Origin of the sequence: Chryseobacterium ginsenosidimutans (assembly GCF_039536845.1) — a bacterium.
Classification (GTDB): Bacteria; Bacteroidota; Bacteroidia; order Flavobacteriales; family Weeksellaceae; genus Chryseobacterium; species Chryseobacterium ginsenosidimutans_B.
In genome coordinates this window covers 120,712-138,261 of sequence record NZ_BAAAZJ010000003.1, presented here as the reverse complement: position 1 = coordinate 138,261, position 17,550 = coordinate 120,712, and the positions used below count along the sequence as shown (strand labels likewise).

Annotated in this window: 12 protein-coding genes; 4 read left to right on the top strand and 8 right to left on the bottom strand. The window is 30.0% G+C overall.

Annotated features, from left to right (window positions below; genetic code table 11):
* Positions 1-76: 76 nt before the first annotated feature.
* The 3 genes from ABD745_RS00720 to ABD745_RS00710 all read right to left on the bottom strand — a co-directional run bounded on the left by ABD745_RS00720 (position 77) and on the right by ABD745_RS00710 (position 5,554).
* The gene (locus tag ABD745_RS00720; RefSeq protein ID WP_344823687.1) at positions 77-736 is read right to left on the bottom strand and encodes a hypothetical protein; all 660 of its coding nucleotides are present in this window, start codon (positions 734-736) and stop codon (positions 77-79) included.
* A complete protein-coding gene (locus ABD745_RS00715) occupies positions 712-1,812 on the bottom strand; it encodes an N-acetylmuramidase domain-containing protein (protein ID WP_344823683.1) in 1,101 nt (366 codons plus the stop codon). Before ABD745_RS00715 ends, ABD745_RS00720 begins: the two co-directional genes overlap by 25 nt.
* Positions 1,813-1,879: 67 nt before the next feature.
* Positions 1,880-5,554, bottom strand: coding sequence for a hypothetical protein (locus ABD745_RS00710; RefSeq protein WP_344823680.1), 3,675 nt, complete (start codon positions 5,552-5,554; stop codon positions 1,880-1,882).
* A gap of 637 nt (positions 5,555-6,191) precedes the next feature.
* Between ABD745_RS00710 and ABD745_RS00705 the strand changes: the two genes are divergently transcribed.
* Genes ABD745_RS00705 through ABD745_RS00695 form a run of 3 tightly spaced genes read left to right on the top strand, consistent with a single transcriptional unit; the run spans position 6,192 to position 8,902 of the window.
* Entirely contained in the window at positions 6,192-7,472 is a 1,281-nt protein-coding gene (locus ABD745_RS00705) for a DUF4365 domain-containing protein (RefSeq protein WP_344823677.1), read from the top strand.
* 10 nt (positions 7,473-7,482) lie between these two features.
* The gene (locus ABD745_RS00700) at positions 7,483-8,367 is read left to right on the top strand and encodes a restriction endonuclease (protein ID WP_344823673.1); all 885 of its coding nucleotides are present in this window, start codon (positions 7,483-7,485) and stop codon (positions 8,365-8,367) included.
* Between the two features lie 25 nt (positions 8,368-8,392).
* Complete coding sequence (locus ABD745_RS00695) at positions 8,393-8,902, top strand: hypothetical protein (protein WP_344823670.1); 510 nt, start codon at positions 8,393-8,395, stop codon at positions 8,900-8,902.
* A gap of 328 nt (positions 8,903-9,230) precedes the next feature.
* Here ABD745_RS00695 and ABD745_RS00690 read toward each other — a convergent pair whose 3' ends face one another.
* From ABD745_RS00690 to ABD745_RS00670, 5 genes are read right to left on the bottom strand one after another with little or no spacing between them, the layout of a single operon-like run.
* Positions 9,231-10,268 (bottom strand): carbohydrate kinase family protein, encoded by a 1,038-nt coding sequence (locus tag ABD745_RS00690; RefSeq protein ID WP_344823667.1) that lies wholly within the window; start codon positions 10,266-10,268, stop codon positions 9,231-9,233.
* Between the two features lie 13 nt (positions 10,269-10,281).
* Complete coding sequence (locus ABD745_RS00685; RefSeq protein WP_344823664.1) at positions 10,282-11,418, bottom strand: hypothetical protein; 1,137 nt, start codon at positions 11,416-11,418, stop codon at positions 10,282-10,284.
* Between the two features lie 2 nt (positions 11,419-11,420).
* A complete protein-coding gene (locus ABD745_RS00680; RefSeq protein ID WP_344823661.1) occupies positions 11,421-13,361 on the bottom strand; it encodes an ORC-CDC6 family AAA ATPase in 1,941 nt (646 codons plus the stop codon).
* Positions 13,358-14,485 (bottom strand): phosphoribosyltransferase-like protein, encoded by a 1,128-nt coding sequence (locus ABD745_RS00675; protein WP_344823658.1) that lies wholly within the window; start codon positions 14,483-14,485, stop codon positions 13,358-13,360. The genes ABD745_RS00680 and ABD745_RS00675 overlap by 4 nt, the downstream gene beginning before the upstream one ends.
* The gene (locus ABD745_RS00670) at positions 14,482-16,365 is read right to left on the bottom strand and encodes an HAD-IIB family hydrolase (RefSeq protein ID WP_344823655.1); all 1,884 of its coding nucleotides are present in this window, start codon (positions 16,363-16,365) and stop codon (positions 14,482-14,484) included. The genes ABD745_RS00675 and ABD745_RS00670 overlap by 4 nt, the downstream gene beginning before the upstream one ends.
* An 804-nt stretch (positions 16,366-17,169) precedes the next feature.
* On the opposite strand from ABD745_RS00670, the gene ABD745_RS00665 reads away from it, so the two are divergent.
* Complete coding sequence (locus ABD745_RS00665; RefSeq protein WP_344823652.1) at positions 17,170-17,478, top strand: hypothetical protein; 309 nt, start codon at positions 17,170-17,172, stop codon at positions 17,476-17,478.
* Positions 17,479-17,550 lie beyond the last annotated feature (72 nt).

Genomic DNA, 17,550 nt, shown 5'->3' with positions numbered 1-17,550 from the left:
TACCTCACCTCTATAATTAAGCTCCTACAAATTTGCAGGAGCCCTAATTAATTAGTTTATGATTTTTTATTCGGATTTACTTAAGAATTTTATAGTCTTTTTTAGCAATAACCCCTTCTTCATCCTTAATCCATGTTTTTGTGTCATTACTATATTGTTTTCTGTATACTATTTCTAAACTGTCTTTTAAATCTCTTAATACAACCACTGGCAAATTATTAGTGTCAATATTATTTTTTTCTTTATTCTTAATCTTACCAACATTTATTGGAATTGCTATTCCCACAATGTCGTTATTTATTTTTTGTAATTTTAAGGTGTCATTTTTATTATAGCTCATAGAATTATTAAATATGATTTCGCATCCTACCTGTGGCGTTTTGCATAGTGTAATAATTGTATTTCCTTCTAATTTAAAACTAACATTACTGGCACTATTAGAGACAATAGTATCAAATACAGTGTTTTTATGAGTGGAATTTTCTAAAAAATACCCTTTTGTAAAAGACTTGTCATTTAAAATCCCTCCAAAACTTAGTGAACATCCGTATTTTCCAATATCTATCGGATTACAGAAAACAGTAACTTGATCACCTTTCTTTTGTAAGAGAACAGCATTGTTCTCAGACTTAAAATATTCAACTTTTGACTGTGGGTTTGCATTTAACAACGACTTCTCTTTTTCACAAGACAAGCAAATTGACAAAATAATTAATCCAAAAATTTTTTTCTCCATGGCTTTTTATTATAATATTGTTCTATATTTTTAGCATATTTAGGATTGTAAGTTTCCCACTGTGCTCCATTATAAATTGAAGCCGCTTTTCTCCAATTCTTATTATTTAAAGCGCTAGGCAAATCTTTTTTTGCCCCATCCTTTTTTATAAAATTGACAAATGCCTGAATTTGAAATTTCTCAGACCTTGACATTTCTTGTAAAAACTGTGTTGGTGTTTTGTTCGAATATGTGCAATACTCTCCTAAAACTTGAAATAATCCAAATGAAGTTGACTTTATTGCCATATCTTCATTGATTTTTTTTGCTTTATCTAATCTGTCAAATTGATGGTTATAATACCCTTCATTATCAAATCCTTTCTCAGAAAGAAAATCCGATGAGCCATAACCTCCATTTGCATTTTTGATAATGTTTTCATTCATTAGACTTAATTGATCAGCCTTAGCTACACCATATTTTTCTTTATAAAAATCATAAAAATGGTGACGTTCATATAATATTTTAGGTTTTCCTGAAACTAAAAATGCGATATTTTCACTTTCTTGCTGTGCAATTGCTCTTAATAAATCAGGATCATTAACCCCTAAGTCTTTCGCTGCTTTAGCCCAATCAGCTTCAGTTGCATATTCTTTTTGAGTTGGCTCTCCTACTTTTTTATTTACCGCGCTTTTATTAAAATTTAATTTAAATTCTTTACTTTTTGCAGATAAACCATCACAGGTAATAGTTGCTTTAAAAATATTTCCATCATCACTGAAAAGTTCTGTGAAATTTTTATTTTTATCAAACTTCAAAGGAATTCCCATTCCGCTATTTTGAGAAATGGTAATTTTTGTCTTTGGAACCGCAGTGTCATTTATCAGATAATCAAGCTCATCAACATATATCTCAGCTTGATTATTATTCAAGCCCGATGCATAAACATCAAAATATAAATATATAAATTTATCGTCTTTTGAACAAGATTTATATGTAATACTCAGGCTTTTCTTCTGAGACTGATCAATACCATGAGTATTATTCAATCCTAGAGCTTTTATTTTTGGAATCTCTAATTTTGCTATTGGTTTCATTATTTGTAAATTTTAATTATTAAAAAAATAGAAATGGTGGTTTTTATCCCACCATTTTATTAATAATTTAGTCTAATGTACTATCTTCAATTGTCCCATGAGATAACTGAATATCCCTCTGTTCAAAACTAGTTTCAAACTCCAGTTCTTTAGGGTTTTCACAGTTTTTCGGATCATCCTCAGGGAAAATCGGTAATGGCTGTTTAACAGGTAATCCTGTAGATTTGTCCTGAAGAATTGTCAATGTTGTTGGTATTCTTGTGATCCAATATTTACCTTGAGCTTCTCCTGTCGGTTGTCTCATTTCGTCTACAATAGACATATACATTGGATCTCCGATCACAGGAACTGCACCTCCGTTCCAAATTAATCCTGTTTCCAAGAAAAACTGTACAGCAGCTTCGAAACCAGGTTTTACGGTAACGATGATTCTTGCCATACCTGCCTGTAAGAAACTTCTGAATAGTGGATCCATACTTTCAGTCAGGTAAAATTCCTGCCAACTCTTACGGTTTGCCCAGTAGTAAGGATAGAATGTATAATCCATGATTTCCCATTCAAAAGCCTGTTCCATAAACTTCGCTAAAGCTGTATACTGATCAAGACTATCGCTCAGGTATACCTGGAAGTTATCCATTCTTGTAGTATCTTCAGCACCGTTTGTTGTTACTTGACCAAGCGTAGTAAGATAATCCTGTAATAAGTAAGCAATACAATTGTGTTTCAATGTATCATGTTCCATATAACGGTAGAAATTACCCTGTCTTTCTTTAGCTGCTGCTTCTTTTTCTTTTTGTTCAGCATCTAATCTTGCCTGTTCTTCCTGAAATGCTTTATAGGCTTCTTCATAGGCTTTGATGATGGCTGCAAAACTTTCTGTTTTCCAATTCTGGATAAATGCATCTGAAAGTTTGCAATGAAGGTTTAAGTTTATCGAAACAGAATTTAAATAATTTCCATTATAAGGTACTTTCACAGAATTTTCCAATAAAAATCCGGAAGCTCCAATAGGTCCGTCAGGACTACTGTTGTAATAAATTGTACTGCTGTTGGTAGGATGATATACCCAGATTTTAGCATTGTGCCATCCTTTAGATCTTTCGTAATGAACGCCACCATCGAATGAATAACAGGCATAGTTTGCAGGAACCGAATAATCAAAAACTCCGTCTCCACCTCCGTATTTTGTATCAGAAACAGTTTTAGTGGTTGGCGGAAGAACAGATAATGTGACATTATAGATCTGTGCCCAATGTTGGATCTGTTCTACAGTTGCAGATTTCGGATCCGGCATTGTCCATGCTCTTTCCGGAGCGGTTCTAGGATCTACAGGAGCAGTAAGTACCTGAGCTTTTGCAACAGTAAGAGCCAGACGGTGTAATCTTGAAGGTTCAGGAACCATAAATTCAAACATAGTACGTTTACCATAGTTATAAATTTGGTTTTTCATTTTTTTATCAATCCAGCGGTATACTCCGGTAATATGCTTCGGTTGTGCTGCATCGGGATTATCCGTATTGGTTACCTTTCCTCTGTTATCAAATTCATGAACATTCGTTTCCGTGTATTCCTTGATGATTTTCTGTACTCTTTCTTCGGAAATTTTGGTAAGAACTCTTTCCATTGCTCTTTCCGTGATTTCCTGAGACTTCATCATTGCCTGTCTTGTACTGTCGTGCTGTGCTGTATTATTGGCATAATCTGCACCGACTTCAAAGACTGTTTTACTCGCTCCATAGCTGTATCTTGTATATGCGGTAATACTTTGGTCTTTTTCCAGTTCTTTGGCAACTTCCGTTTGCATTTCAGTTCTGGAAGTTTTGGTCGTATCAGAGATTTTCTCGGTTTCTTCGGATTTAGAAGTAGTATCTGTAATTTCAGAATAATCTCTGGAAACAGAAGATTTATGTCTCAATTCACTTGCCATGACATTCTCAATATTGGAAACTTCTCCCGGAACATACGCGTGAACACTTTGTACCACTTTCAGGTAATCAGCCACACCAAGCCTTTTAATTCCAAAGTTTTTACGTTTTTGGATTGTTATTGTTTCAGGTTCTTCCGGATTTTCAATTGCTGCTCTTTTCAAGATAAGCATTCCGGTGAGACTTAAATCACCCTTTGTATATTGCTGACCAAGATCTGCATAAGCAAAACTTCCGTTATCAAAAATAATTTCTATTCTGAAAGCAATACTTGTTCTGAACTTATTTATTAAGCTTGTTGGCAAGGTAATTTTATCGTTTACTACAGGAATATTGCTGAAATTCTCTTCAAAACTTCCCGCAGTATCTGTCGTTACAATGATTTTAGCATTCGCAACACTCCATGAAGTATCTTCCACCTCAAAAGAGAAATTAACAAATCCTCCTGCTGCTAAGATTCCATAAGAACTGTGTGCGAAAAAACTGTATGCCATTGGTGTTCTTGCTGTATTTTGTACAACAGGAACTGAAGCACCTCCGATATTGACATATTGCTGCTGTACAAGCGGAGAATTCTGCATGGCTGTCTGAATCGATGAAGAAATATTGTTTCCAATAATGTTTAAGGCATCGGAATACGTTTGCACTTCGTCATCAAGAACAATAGTCTGATTTCCAATTCTCAGCGTATTGTCAGAAAGAATCTGAATTCCTTCTTTTGCGGCATCTTCAGATGCTTTTTCATGGTCAAATTCTGCGAAAAGTTTCAGGAAGTTATCAAAAGATTCCGGAGTAAGTTTTTCCTTCAGCTCTTCAAGATTGATTTCATTTTTATATGAAAACTCAAAAGGTTTAACTTCAAGCTTTCTTAAATCTTCGTAAAGACGAATTTTTTCTTCTTCTGAGGTTTCATCAGTAATTTTACTTTCGATTTCAGCCAGCTTTCTTTCATAGGCCTCCAAAGCTTCTCTGTTTTCTTCCAAATATTTGGCATATTCATCCTGATAGGTCTGATAACTGGATTTATGATACTTTTTTTGAAGTTTTTCCAGTTCAGTATTCAATTTTTCGAGTGCTTCTTTTTGGTGTAATGCTTTGTTGGAAACCAATGAAGCTTTAGCTTCTGACTCTAACCTTTGAGTTGTTTTTGCTATCAAAACAGGATTTGAAACTTCTCCAGACATTCTCGAAGAAACTGAACCTACTGTACCTGAATCCTCAGAAAATAGATATTTTGGTAATACAATTTTACCATCGAATGCTTTTTCTAATGGTTTTTCTCCGTTTACCTTTATAATTTCCTGATCTGTTAAATCAAGACTTTGAGCAAAACCAATATGAATTGCCATTAAGATATGGCTGATCGCTTCTTTTACGTAGAAATTTCCCTGCGTAACGATCTGATAAATATAATGATCCCAAAGTTGAGTGAAAATTTTAATACCATCAACAGTAAGCTCTTTATTACCATCAATAAGATTTTTGTAATAATTTTTAACATAAAGCCAATCAGTATTACTTAGTGTTTCTTTCTTGGAAACCTTTCTTCCAATAATAAGAAGCTCACCAAAAACGCCTTCTTCAATTTTCTTTTCGGTTTCAAATCCTGCATTACTGAAGTTTCTGGCAGCTTTTACCATTTCTCCTATTTTTGAGGATCTTGAAGACATTCCTGTAACTGCCGTATCAAAAATTCCTTTTGCTCCTTTCGGCCTGTGAATAAATCCTAAGTTTCTTTCTTTGGTTTCTGTAAGTTGTGGGTTTCTTAAACTCACGAATCTGAAAAGCGTCTGTGACGCATTGTTGTTTGTAGACATTTGTGTAAATTTGTTTTGGTTTTATAAAAGGTTAAGATTTGAAGGTTCTTTTTAGTAGAGTATCTTCAGGTTTTAGCCTTGTTTTTTTAGGTGGTTTTCAGGCTAAATACGTCCACCATGAGTTTTAATTTCGAGTTTCATTTTCTGTGTCTTTCTATAATGCAAATATCCATCGGAGAAGCGACAGAACTTGACGCATTAAAAATTATTCATTAAAATTTTATAAAAAATCAGAAAAATCATTTCAGGAACGATAAAAACCCCACAGAGGAAAAGCCTGTTAATAATAAGTAACACGAAAATAAATTATCAAATGAATTTATTGGAGTTTAAAATTAAACCACCTTTTGATTATAAATTATATATGAAACTATACCTATTCTATAAGATTAACACTGCGAAAAATTGAATAAATCATTCTAGAATTTTTTTACGGAAATAAACTTATTATTATAATTTTAAACAAAGGAAATCGTGATTTAATAGTTTAGGTATCAATATATTTTAAAATTTTGTATTTTTATTCGTTTAGTTTTGTCGGATAGGTATTCAAAATATTTTTGAAGAAATAATTTTAACTCAAACAAAATTGATTAATCCTTTTTCTAACAGCTAAGTTTCATTAAAACTATATAAATTGGAAGATTTACCTAACAGACATAGAAACCACGAAATAGAAACATTATCAGATAGATATCTTAAAAGCAAAATTCCGTACTCATGGGTTGTAAATCATTTTCAGGTTGATTATGGAACTGATTACAATTGTGAAATAGTTCTTGATCGAGGGGTTACCGGAATGAATTTTACGATTCAGCTTAAAGGTAAAGAAAAAGAAGTGAGTAATGATGCTGTAAAGCTTAATATTAAAAAAAGCACTTTAAACCGATGGAACAACAGATTGGAGCCAACGATGATTGTTGCATATATTATTGACGAAGATGAGGCATATTGGAGTTGGTTCAGTGCAAATGAGTTTGATTTGACAAAACCTAATGAATCATTTACTCTTACAATCCTGAAAAACAATAAATTAAGTGCTCTTGATTGGAATACTATTACTGATGAAATACAGAAAATTTTCAGTAGAAAACATCTTTTGTATTCTATGCCCAAGTTAAACAGTAGTAATAAAGATGCTTGGAAATTATACTTTGAAAAGAATTATAAAGCAGCAAAGCTATTATTTTATGAGATGATTAAATATGATTTAAAAAATGAAGCTGTTATATATGAAGCTCTTGCTATTTGTGAATATGTAGATTATAATTATACTAAGGCCATATTAAACATAAATAAGGCATTAGAAATTGAAAAAAATGATAGTATTTTACAAAATAAGGCATCTATATTGACGGAAATTGGTATGTTGAATAATGATCTGAAAAAAGTTGATGAAGCATTAAGTATTTATGAAGTCATCATGAAAAAAGAAAAAAACTCAAGTGGGCTATATTATAATTTTGCTTCTGCCTTGACAAAAAAGGCAGAATACGAAAAATCAATAGAGTATTTTCTGAAAGCAATTCATCTTAACCCAAACAATCCCATGTACTGGAACAATTTGGGCAATTCGTATATGAATATTGGAGAACACATTAAAGAAATGATGTGTTATGATAATGCACTTACACTTGATCCTGATCAGGCCGAAACACTTTTTAGTAAGGGATCATCTTTATTCAGGTATTTTGGGAAAATTGACGAAGGACTAACGTTAATGCTTCAGGCATCAGAAAAAACCAAAAGATATGAAATAGATAATCCCTATCTTTTCTTTTGGATCTCCGAAGCATATTTCCATAAGAATGACATGGATAACGCAATGAAATGGAATGAAAAAGGACTTATATATTTTTGTGACGATTTATATCTAAAAAAGCAAAATAGTCGCTTAAATAACGAGAATCACAACTAAAGCCTCATTTATGGAAATAGAAAGATTTTTTAATATTTTGGAAGGTTTTAATTTTGCCAATCTAAAAGACTCTGAATTCAAAGAAGATTCTGTAAGAGAAGAAATAATTCTGCCTATTATCAAGGGGTTAGGATATACTGTTGATCCGCCCAACAAAATAATAAGAAGTAGAAAATTGTTGCATCCGTTTGTTTCTATAGGTTCTCAAAAAAAAAGTATTTATATTATTCCCGATTATCTTTTAGAATTAAATGGCAAACCTGCGTGGATATTGGATGCAAAATCCCCCGGTGAAGATATCATGAAATCCAAGAATGTTGAGCAGGCTTATTCTTATGCCATACACAGTGAGGTAAGAGTTAATTTTTATGCTTTATGCAATGGAAAAGAATTTATATTATTTGATGTTCAAAAAACAGATCCTGTTTTACATTTTCCAATAGAAGCAATCCCATTATATTGGGAATCATTAAAAAAAATTTTAGCTCCTGAAAATGTATTTGCAGAGAATCATTACATATTGGCAAAAGATTTGGGACTGCACCTTAAGAGACTAGGATTTGCTAAGAATGACCAGTTAATATTCAGTAGTTTCCCTCTTAATGATATTACACAATTAGGCTTTGAAATGTATACTATTTCAGGAAGTACCGAAATTGATAAGAACAGATACGTTGTCAGTTTTGATTTTCCTTTGGAAATATTAAACCAGTTATCTGGAAAGATTCCCCAAGAACTCATTGATGATTTAAAAATAGAAGACGGGCAAAGACAGAAAGCCTACAGATTTGGAGACATTTCATTTTTAATAGATATTGAGTGTGTACTTAGTGAAGAACTGCAGGAGAATGAAAATGAAATTTTTCTTCCGCTTTTTATTACAAAGGTTTTATAAAATAAATTAACAAAAAAATTATCGCATGGATAAAATTGTTACCAGTATAGAGATTTCAAAAAAGCTTAACAGAATAGGATTTGTAGAAAACTCGCTATTCAGCTATTATAAAAATAATTTAGGGGAAATAATCGTTTTGGAAACCGATCTTAATTCTGACTATGAGTTTATTTGTTATACATATACATTTCAGGAATTATTAAAATATGTTCCGGGACAGCTTGAGATAAATCCTGATACATATATTCCAAAAGATGATACGTTCCAAAAAATAGGTAAAAAAGATTTCGAATATGGTCAAATACAATTTGCAGGCTTAGAGATGTTTAAAAGTGACTCTGAGAGAAAATCTTCCGTTTATATTATGCGGTATGCGTACGAGGGGAAAATGATTGCTTTTACACAAAGCAATAAAGGTCTTTTCAACAATCTTTTGCGATATGATGAAAATATTAATGATTGCTTGGCAAAAGTTTATATGATGTTAAGTGAAGAAAAAAAATTAAATAGCAGTTTAATATCACACCATATGTAACAAATATTTTGGAGTTATTATCTTTTTCAGTACAAAAAGTTATACTTCATGTTATTAAGATATAAACAAAGGAGTATCAATTGACACTCTTTTGTTTTTCTATTTCATTCTTTTAACAACAATTTGACTAATACTTTTTAATGTGAAATTTTTTTTATCAAAAATATAAATGGTCAATTTAATCCAAAATTACCTTATCACTTTGAATTGAAAATTGGTGGTCAATATCACTGGAATATACAAATTGAGTTATTCATTTAAGAATAAACTCATTATTAAGTTTTTTAATTATATGCATATTGCAAAATGGGAAGTGAAGAAGATTAGATCAATACAAAGAAGAGATACTATCTTCGAAATATTCTCTGTCTTTCAATAGAAAATTATCTGATAAAATCTGCATGTTGAAATTATTAGTAATCAGTTCTTCTGCTAACTCATTAAATGAAGCCTTTTCTAACTGATACATTATACCACGCGCTCCTTTAAATAAACAACTTAATGCACCAAACGATTGAGCATATTTTAATATTTCTTCTATTCCATCGATAGAAATATCGTTAATCGAATTAATATTATTTTCCATTAATCCTTTTATCAATCCCGCAGTAGTCCAATCACCTGCCCCAGCTGAATCAATAATATTTACAAGATTGAAAGAAGAAAGATGTTTCCAATTACTGTCAAAATCTTTTATATTTCTATTAACCCTATAATTAATTCCATTTTTACCTAAAGTCTCAATTTCTAGTGGAAATAAACCCTCTCTAAAAATTGATTTAAATTCTGGAATTCTATCATTTGAAAATTTCAATATGTCAACAAACTCACTAAGCTCTTCAATTATTTTTTGATTCTCTATTTTTAAGGAAGAAGGTTCTAAAACCACAATTGCACCATTTTTTTTATATAATTTAGCTAACTCTATTGAACTTCGACTTATCCTATCCAAGAAGAAAAAATCGCAACTTGCTTTCTTCTCATAAAAATAATCAATTGTTTTTGCTAACACTGGCTTAAATGATGGCAAATACTTTCCATTCTCAGGATTTTTAAATTCAAATTTATGAATCGGCAGACCTTCTTTCGATTTACTTATCCTCTGAATAATTATTGGTGTACTACCATCATTACCTTTAAAAATAAGTTCTGTTTTCACACCGCAACTTTCAAAATCATTTAAAATTTCCTCCGTTGCTTTATTTTTTGCTAATCTAGCAATTGGATAGGTATCATATCCTAAATAGGAGAGAATACACATCAGATTACCACAAGAACCACCTGCATATAACAGAGGTTTAATTTCAGAATTTTTTTCTACAACTACATCAAGCGCCACAAGCCCAATCCCAACTATACTTTTCATTATCTATTCTTATTTATATATAAGGTTCACCAGCTATCCACATATGAAATAGTTCGTTGTTTTTTAAAATTTCCACCTTATCATTTTCATCAACAAATTTATGACTAATTGAATCAACATGCTTTATACCTATTCTTAAATTTTTCCTTTCATGCTCAAAACTTTTTGTTTCATAAACTGCCAAAAATGCACCAACCGTTAATAATTTACTAGAGAGGGCGGAAACAATAACTTTTGTCCCACCAAAAATATTTAATGATAAGCTATGTCGTTCAATTGTATTTCTTATTAATCTATATACTTGAAAAGGATTTTGTTCATCAGCATATATAATATTCTTTACATCAAAATCTTTATCATTAAGTAATTTATCTTGATAATGATTAATCAAATCATCACCTCTTCGCAAATCTTTTGACGGAAAAGGTAGAATTGCACAAGTAGAAACAGGATTAACTGAACTTCTTATCTTTTCATATTGCTCTAGCTGTTTTTCACCTAAAATAGCTATCCAAACTTCTTTAAACTTTTGGTTAAGAGTTAATTCAGGAATACTTAAACCGTGAATAAATTCTGCAGATTGTTCAACGCCCTCATCTTCAATTTGTGCATCTAAAAGATAATTTTCGGTAACAATAACGTGTAGATTTACATTGCAATTTGGATTATTATCAATTATTTTTAAAATTTTGTGTAGTAGAGGAATAAAAATACCTCTTGGCATCGCACTTATATCTACTATTATATCACTGTAGTCCCTAATCTGGTCAATACTATCAATTATATCATATGCCGTGATGGATGCTATACTTTTTTGTTCCGATCTAGTAATTATTGGTATTATTTTATGTTCAGAATTTTCAATTTTTTCCATAAAATCAATCAATTCATTTTGATGATTACTTACCGTTTCTGATGTAATATTTTTATCTTTTTCTTCTTGACTTTGAAAATATCGTACACTTATAACGTCTCTTTTTCCAGTGCCATCAATATCATAGATAGTTTTAATTCCACTTAATGTTCGTGGATCAAAGCCTAAACCAAGTATATATAATAAATCTTTATTTGTTTTAAGATATTTATTCCAAAAATCGATTGTTTTTTCAGATTTTTTATTTAAAATATAACTTTCCCATCTTGTTTCCATAATCAAAAATTCGCACTGTTGTTAAATAAATTCGCCTGTTCTTTCACCAAAAATTGCTTTAAATCATTTATTTTCATCACTTTAAATTTACCATTATTTAAAGGAAGTCCGTATTTGGAGCAATAAATTCTGTTTAAATAAAGAATCATAACTTCTTTCCCCTGAACTTTGTAATGTAATTTAAAATCAAGTAAATTATAGGCAATACAAAGAGCAATTACATTTGCTGTTGTATGCAGAGGATGCTTTGAATCAACGATTGCTTTATTTTTCAGCACTTCTCTCTCCTTCATTGTTATTGCAACCCCATTTATACCTGGTGAATTCCAAGCATTTGGAGTGTAAGTTTGTTGTCTGCAAAATGAACCTATATTGTCTAGGAAAATTTTAATTTGAGATGCATTAGGAACTCTGATGTCCATTTCTTTCCATTTCTCTTCAGTTAATTTTTTAATTAACTGATCTTGTTTGCGCGGCGAAATCTTTACTGAATTACTGTTGTTTTGTGAAATCTTCTTCAATTGATTGAGAGTAATTGCTTCAAACAATTTTCCAGAAATATTTAAAAATTGTTCAATATTAGATGAAGACAGTCTACTTATCTTATCAATACCGTAATAATATGGAAATTTAAATTCATCGTGAAGGAATAGTTTAGCGGCATTCTCAATGTCTGATCCATCCTGATCTTCTAATGTAGTTTCATCTAAGAATTCCTCAAATTGTAAAACCTGTTGCGAGTTTCCATGATCTCTGTTAATTAAAATCTCAAGTCTTTTCCACTCTATCAAAGTTTCAATATCGTTACCGATAAATTCTTCCCTTGTTTTGAGCCAAATTTCATATTTTCTTTTATTGAATTTTGTATAGAGTCTATCTTTTATTACTTGGATACTTAATTTTGCAACTTCGTTATAGTCTTTGTCAATATCTTCAGATAGGTAAGATGAAAAGTTTGTGGATTCTCCCTCTGTTATTGTTGATAATCGCTTTTCTGCAACTGAACTAACAAACTTTTGGAATTTATTGCCTTTACTCCAAAATTGTTCTAAATTTACAAGAACATAGTCTCTGTTAACAATATTACCTTCTGAAATTATTTCTTCCATAGTAAGAGCTTGTAATCTTTCAGCAATCCAAACATTAACCAAAGGTCTTCTATCTATAATGTTTTTCATTAATGAAGTTCTTTGTTTGTGACTCAAATTATGAACATCATCTAGCATAATTAGAATCTTTTCTTTGATAGGACTACCATCATAAATGATATTTTTGTTATCAAATAGGTGTAAAGAATACAGCTCAACAACTTTATCTACTTCTTGTTTATCTGACAATGTTATATTATCAATATCACCACAGATTTTCTCTTCATTTTCGCAACACCAATCATAAATATCCTTTCCGTTATTTATATTTCGTAATGGATTGTATCCTGTCATAGCAGGATTTTGATTAATGAGTAATTTATCCAAGTCTTCGGGGAAATCTAAATCTTTTATTCTACAAAAAGAATAAAGAACAGATAAGATGATTCGTGTATTTAGTAATGAAAAAAACAAATGATTTTTTACAGTATCATCTATATTTAAATATTCTAAAGTTGAGTATTCATTTGTGAAGGGAATATGTGTTGAAATTAGTAAAGGATTATCTCGATCATCGTAAATTCCTAATGATTTTAATTTTTTATAAATATCTACAAGATGCTGTTCATCTTTTTGTTTATTCTTTATTCTTAAAAGAATGTCGGGAGTAAATAGTCTTAGTAACGTCGTCTTACCTCCACCTGGAGAACTTCTAATAATATTGACAATATCCCAAAGTGGCTTTTTTCCATCAAAAATATCGAGAACATCAGGACTGAAAAGTTGAATAAACTTGTCATCAGCACCAATTGTTTCGGATGGTCGTGAAAAAAATGGATTGATATCTATTCTCATAACACTCTATGTCTTGGAATTCTTGGAAACAAGCCTGTGAAAATTTCTGAATAGTCATATGTCCACAGAAGAGGAACTGAATTATTAGGTGTATTATGCTCTAAAATTAACGGAAGAGCACACTCACTAAAGCCAAGTTGAATATTTGTTTTTGTATGTTTATCCTCAATTAATTCTCTATCATAATATTTATCCTTTTTACATATATTGAATATGTCTTCGTCTGCGTTAATTTTGTATTTATCATCTAACTCATGCATAATAATTAAATCTGGTTTGTGACCATATAACTGAAATAACTTTTCAAAATTGCTTTCTATCGTTTCCTTTGCTTGGGTGGAACAAATGTATAATATGATATAGATTTTCAAATTATCCTTATCAAAAGCGGATTGTATTTTCGTTTTCTCACCAAATAAATCTTCATACAATCCAGCAATTTTGCCTTTTAATTGCCCACTGGAGCTTAATTTTAAATAGGATGTACCACTTGCAGAAAAATCGTCGATTAAAAAAAGTGTCTTAAATTTTGCTTCACTAGAATCTGGCTCTAATTTGAGATCAAACCTAATATTTAAATCTTCAATCAGCTCATCTTTCATTTTAGAAATTCTTTGCTCTGATAACTCATAAGTCAGATAGATTTGTTCATGAGTAAGAATTCCTGTATTCGCTCTACGAAACATATCAAGTCTAGCACCGTCACTCAGACCACAAAACAATGATTGTCTTTTTAAAATTTTATATTCATCAGATTTCTCAATGTATTTTAGTTTATATTCTGGAATATCTAATTGCGTAGCTGTAATTTTTATTAAAATATATTGAAGTTTATCAATAAAACATGATTCAGCTATTAAATTAATTTCGGATGATGAGATATAAACCACGCGTTTCATAATAAAATCTAATGCAATTTTCTTATCTACTGAATCAAACTGTTCTAACCAAATAGCAAGTGTCTCAATAAACCTTAACCCTGCTGAATACTGCTGATAATTATCATACTTATAACGTGCAATTGCCTGAAAATATTTGATATATGATTGTGTCATATCTTCATCAACGTAATTTATACTACTTATTACTTTTTCAAGTAAAGCTTTTACTACATCATCTCTCATAATTTAATTTTAAAATACCCATCATAGATTTGGATTTGACTAAAATAAGTTAATATTTTATCTGCATTTTTATACGTCCCACTTATAAAATTCCAACAAGAATCCAGATCTGATGATACTTCATCAACACTTAATGAAAAAGGATGACTTAATAATTCAAAATCATTCCCCGGAAATTTTCCTTTATCACCAAAACAAAGTGTCTCAAATTTGCTATATTTTAAATTATTTTTAATAAAATTTAAAACATTTAATTTTGAAACTTCCGGTCTAATTATTACATCAATTGAGTGATCAGATTGAACACAGAGTATCTCACTTTTATTCTGTAAGTAGATATATTTAATTACATCAGTAATAAATTCTTCAGATGCATTATTTTTTAACTCAATAGTTAATTGGCTTCTTTTATGTTTTAAGCCTATTTCATCATTATATTTTTCACTTAATTTATTATTAAGAAATTCAAGCCTCTGATTTTTATCAAATATTTTTTCGGGTATATTATCATCACCTAGTAAACCTATTTCACCTCCATTATAGTATCCTATAATAACTTTGTCCCAGTATTTTTCATCAATAACTCTTTGTAAATCTTTTCGAATTGATTTTCCTCTTCCTGTTGCAATTCCAATGATTATATTATTCTCTAAAAGCTGATTTAATTTACTACTTATATCTTCTTTTAAACCAAAATATCTATCAACTGCATGGCACAAAGTACCATCATAGTCAAAAACTACTGAGCTAAATTTTTGTTTACTAATTTTTCCTTTATAATCATTTGAAGCTTTAATCCATTTCTTTTTTTCCTCTTCATCAAGACCAAAAAATGAAACATTACCCAGCTTTCTTTGGATTGCAACTTTTTCTAATTTTTCATTATTTTTATTTAAAAATTTAAAATAATTTAAATGATATAATTTAGAGCCATAATCAGGAACACCTGGCCGCCCTGGATCTATGCTTTGTATGTCTCCCATTAAATCTGTCAAGTAAAATGATTTTATTAATAAATCAATTGAGCTCATAGAACCAATAGTAGAAGTTTCAATTTTAAGAACAGGAATATTCGAAGGTATTAATGCTAAAGTTTTTAGAGCTAACTCTTTATCTTCTGGAGTAATTAGAGCTATTATTGCGGTATTTGAACCTCTTTTGTCAAGCCAATTATGTCGACCATGACCAAAATTCCTATAGTCTGATAATAGCACATTTCCTAATGCTGCTTCCGAAAATTTTGATTCAATATCGATTGCGACAGGCAAGCTCCAGTCAGCAAAAAGTAGTTTGAATGTGAAGTCTTTATTTATTTTATCTTCGAAAGTCTTTAAATCCTTACTAAATTCTTTATCAACCAAAGCTATTGAATGATCAATCTCATATCCGAAAGCTCTATTTAATAAAATAAAAAAAGAAATCAAAGAATTCGTTGCTAAAAACCCATCTTTACCAACTGGATTTTCATATTCAATAATGGATGCTAATCCAAAATTCAAACTTAGTCTATTTAATGGCGTATTTTTTGATAAAGTGATGCCATTTAAACTTAAAGGATTTTCAGTAACAGCATTTTTGAAAGAAGTAAGAATATCTGTATTTCTGCCGCTAGAACTTAAAAAAAGTAAAGAACATTTATTTATTATATTTTTTGAGTAAAGTAATTCTAATGGTGTTATTGCTTTTGCAATCTGCCCTTTTGATTGAAGTAATTTTGATGCAAAATAGCATGCACTCAATGACCCACCTGAACCAATGATTAATAATGGGTTTTTTTCAAATTTTCGAACTTCATTTTTAAGTTCAGAGATTTCTAAATTACAAGCCCACTCAAACACTTCTTTTATTGATTGTAATTCTTTTTTAAAAGGTTTACCCATAAATATGATTAATTTATTTAAATTTATTATTGTAAACGTGCCATTTTCGGTTACTAATAAAAGTGGTATTTTTTGTTAACATTTCTTGAATTAATAATAGCAACAAAAAATCTATTAGACTTAGTTAATTTCAATATAATTTGTCATATAACCAACAATTTGATTTCTCAATTTATTTTGTTTTGACTTCTGTCATCTTTGTATACTATACTAAGAATGCCTAAGCATACTAAACTATTTAGGGCATACTGGAAATAGCACCTTATTGAATTTAATACTTTTTTATCAAAACAGCCTAATCCAATGCACAAAAATAATGAAAAATGTCTCTTTTGCTGTAAGGTGAAATATAAATATGTACAATACAACAATATAAAATATTATCACAATGCGAAAATCTCTTTCTAAAGAAATATTTAATTAACTTTTACAGACGCAAGATCACATTATCACTGGACGGATAAACCAGTATCAAAAGCTTCTTTTTTAGAAAGGTCTCTTACGATACAAAAGGTTCATTATCAATTTTTTTTCGGTTTCAAATCTCACATTATTACGTATAATTTTAAGATGCTATATCCAATTTCTTATCTTCACACATTATATTAACTGTGGTTTAACCTTAAATGAATTATGATGATTATTAATTATATCATATATTTATTGCAACACTAATCATGATCTTATGAGATAATTATTGATAATTTATACATCAAAGATTTGGCATATATAGAATTACTGAGATGATAATATTAATAATTTTAAGATACTAAATAAAATTAAAAACTTACATAAATTATTATAATGAGATTACGTTTATGCTATTCATCAACACCAGCAAGAATTTATGGTCTTGATACCTATGATAATTTTGAACATTATGGTTTTCTAAAATTAAAAATAAATTATGAAGGTGAAATTAAGGAATTTAGCATTGGTTATACTAAACCTTTCCAGAATAAAGAACTTAACATTTTTGCCAACCTAATTAATTTAAATCAAAATGGTGATTCGGGAGATAAACTTAAATTTAATGAATGGCAGAAATCTATTACAGGAAATAAGACTGTTGTTATAGATATATTTGATTTCAAATTTACAATTTTGGATTAGTTTTATTCTAAATTATCATTTACATTGAAAATAAAGTTGTTACTTTTATTAGGACACAATTATATATTCTTT

Coding starts and splice junctions, on each gene's coding strand:
- ABD745_RS00680 (WP_344823661.1), bottom strand. CDS start 13,361: ATGAGAATAGATATCAATCCATTTTTTTCACGACCATCCGAAACAATT.
- ABD745_RS00720 (WP_344823687.1), bottom strand. CDS start 736: ATGGAGAAAAAAATTTTTGGATTAATTATTTTGTCAATTTGCTTGTCT.
- ABD745_RS00665 (WP_344823652.1), top strand. CDS start 17,170: ATGAGATTACGTTTATGCTATTCATCAACACCAGCAAGAATTTATGGT.
- ABD745_RS00710 (WP_344823680.1), bottom strand. CDS start 5,554: ATGTCTACAAACAACAATGCGTCACAGACGCTTTTCAGATTCGTGAGT.
- ABD745_RS00685 (WP_344823664.1), bottom strand. CDS start 11,418: ATGGAAACAAGATGGGAAAGTTATATTTTAAATAAAAAATCTGAAAAA.
- ABD745_RS00700 (WP_344823673.1), top strand. CDS start 7,483: ATGGAAATAGAAAGATTTTTTAATATTTTGGAAGGTTTTAATTTTGCC.
- ABD745_RS00690 (WP_344823667.1), bottom strand. CDS start 10,268: ATGAAAAGTATAGTTGGGATTGGGCTTGTGGCGCTTGATGTAGTTGTA.
- ABD745_RS00675 (WP_344823658.1), bottom strand. CDS start 14,485: ATGAGAGATGATGTAGTAAAAGCTTTACTTGAAAAAGTAATAAGTAGT.
- ABD745_RS00695 (WP_344823670.1), top strand. CDS start 8,393: ATGGATAAAATTGTTACCAGTATAGAGATTTCAAAAAAGCTTAACAGA.
- ABD745_RS00715 (WP_344823683.1), bottom strand. CDS start 1,812: ATGAAACCAATAGCAAAATTAGAGATTCCAAAAATAAAAGCTCTAGGA.
- ABD745_RS00670 (WP_344823655.1), bottom strand. CDS start 16,365: ATGGGTAAACCTTTTAAAAAAGAATTACAATCAATAAAAGAAGTGTTT.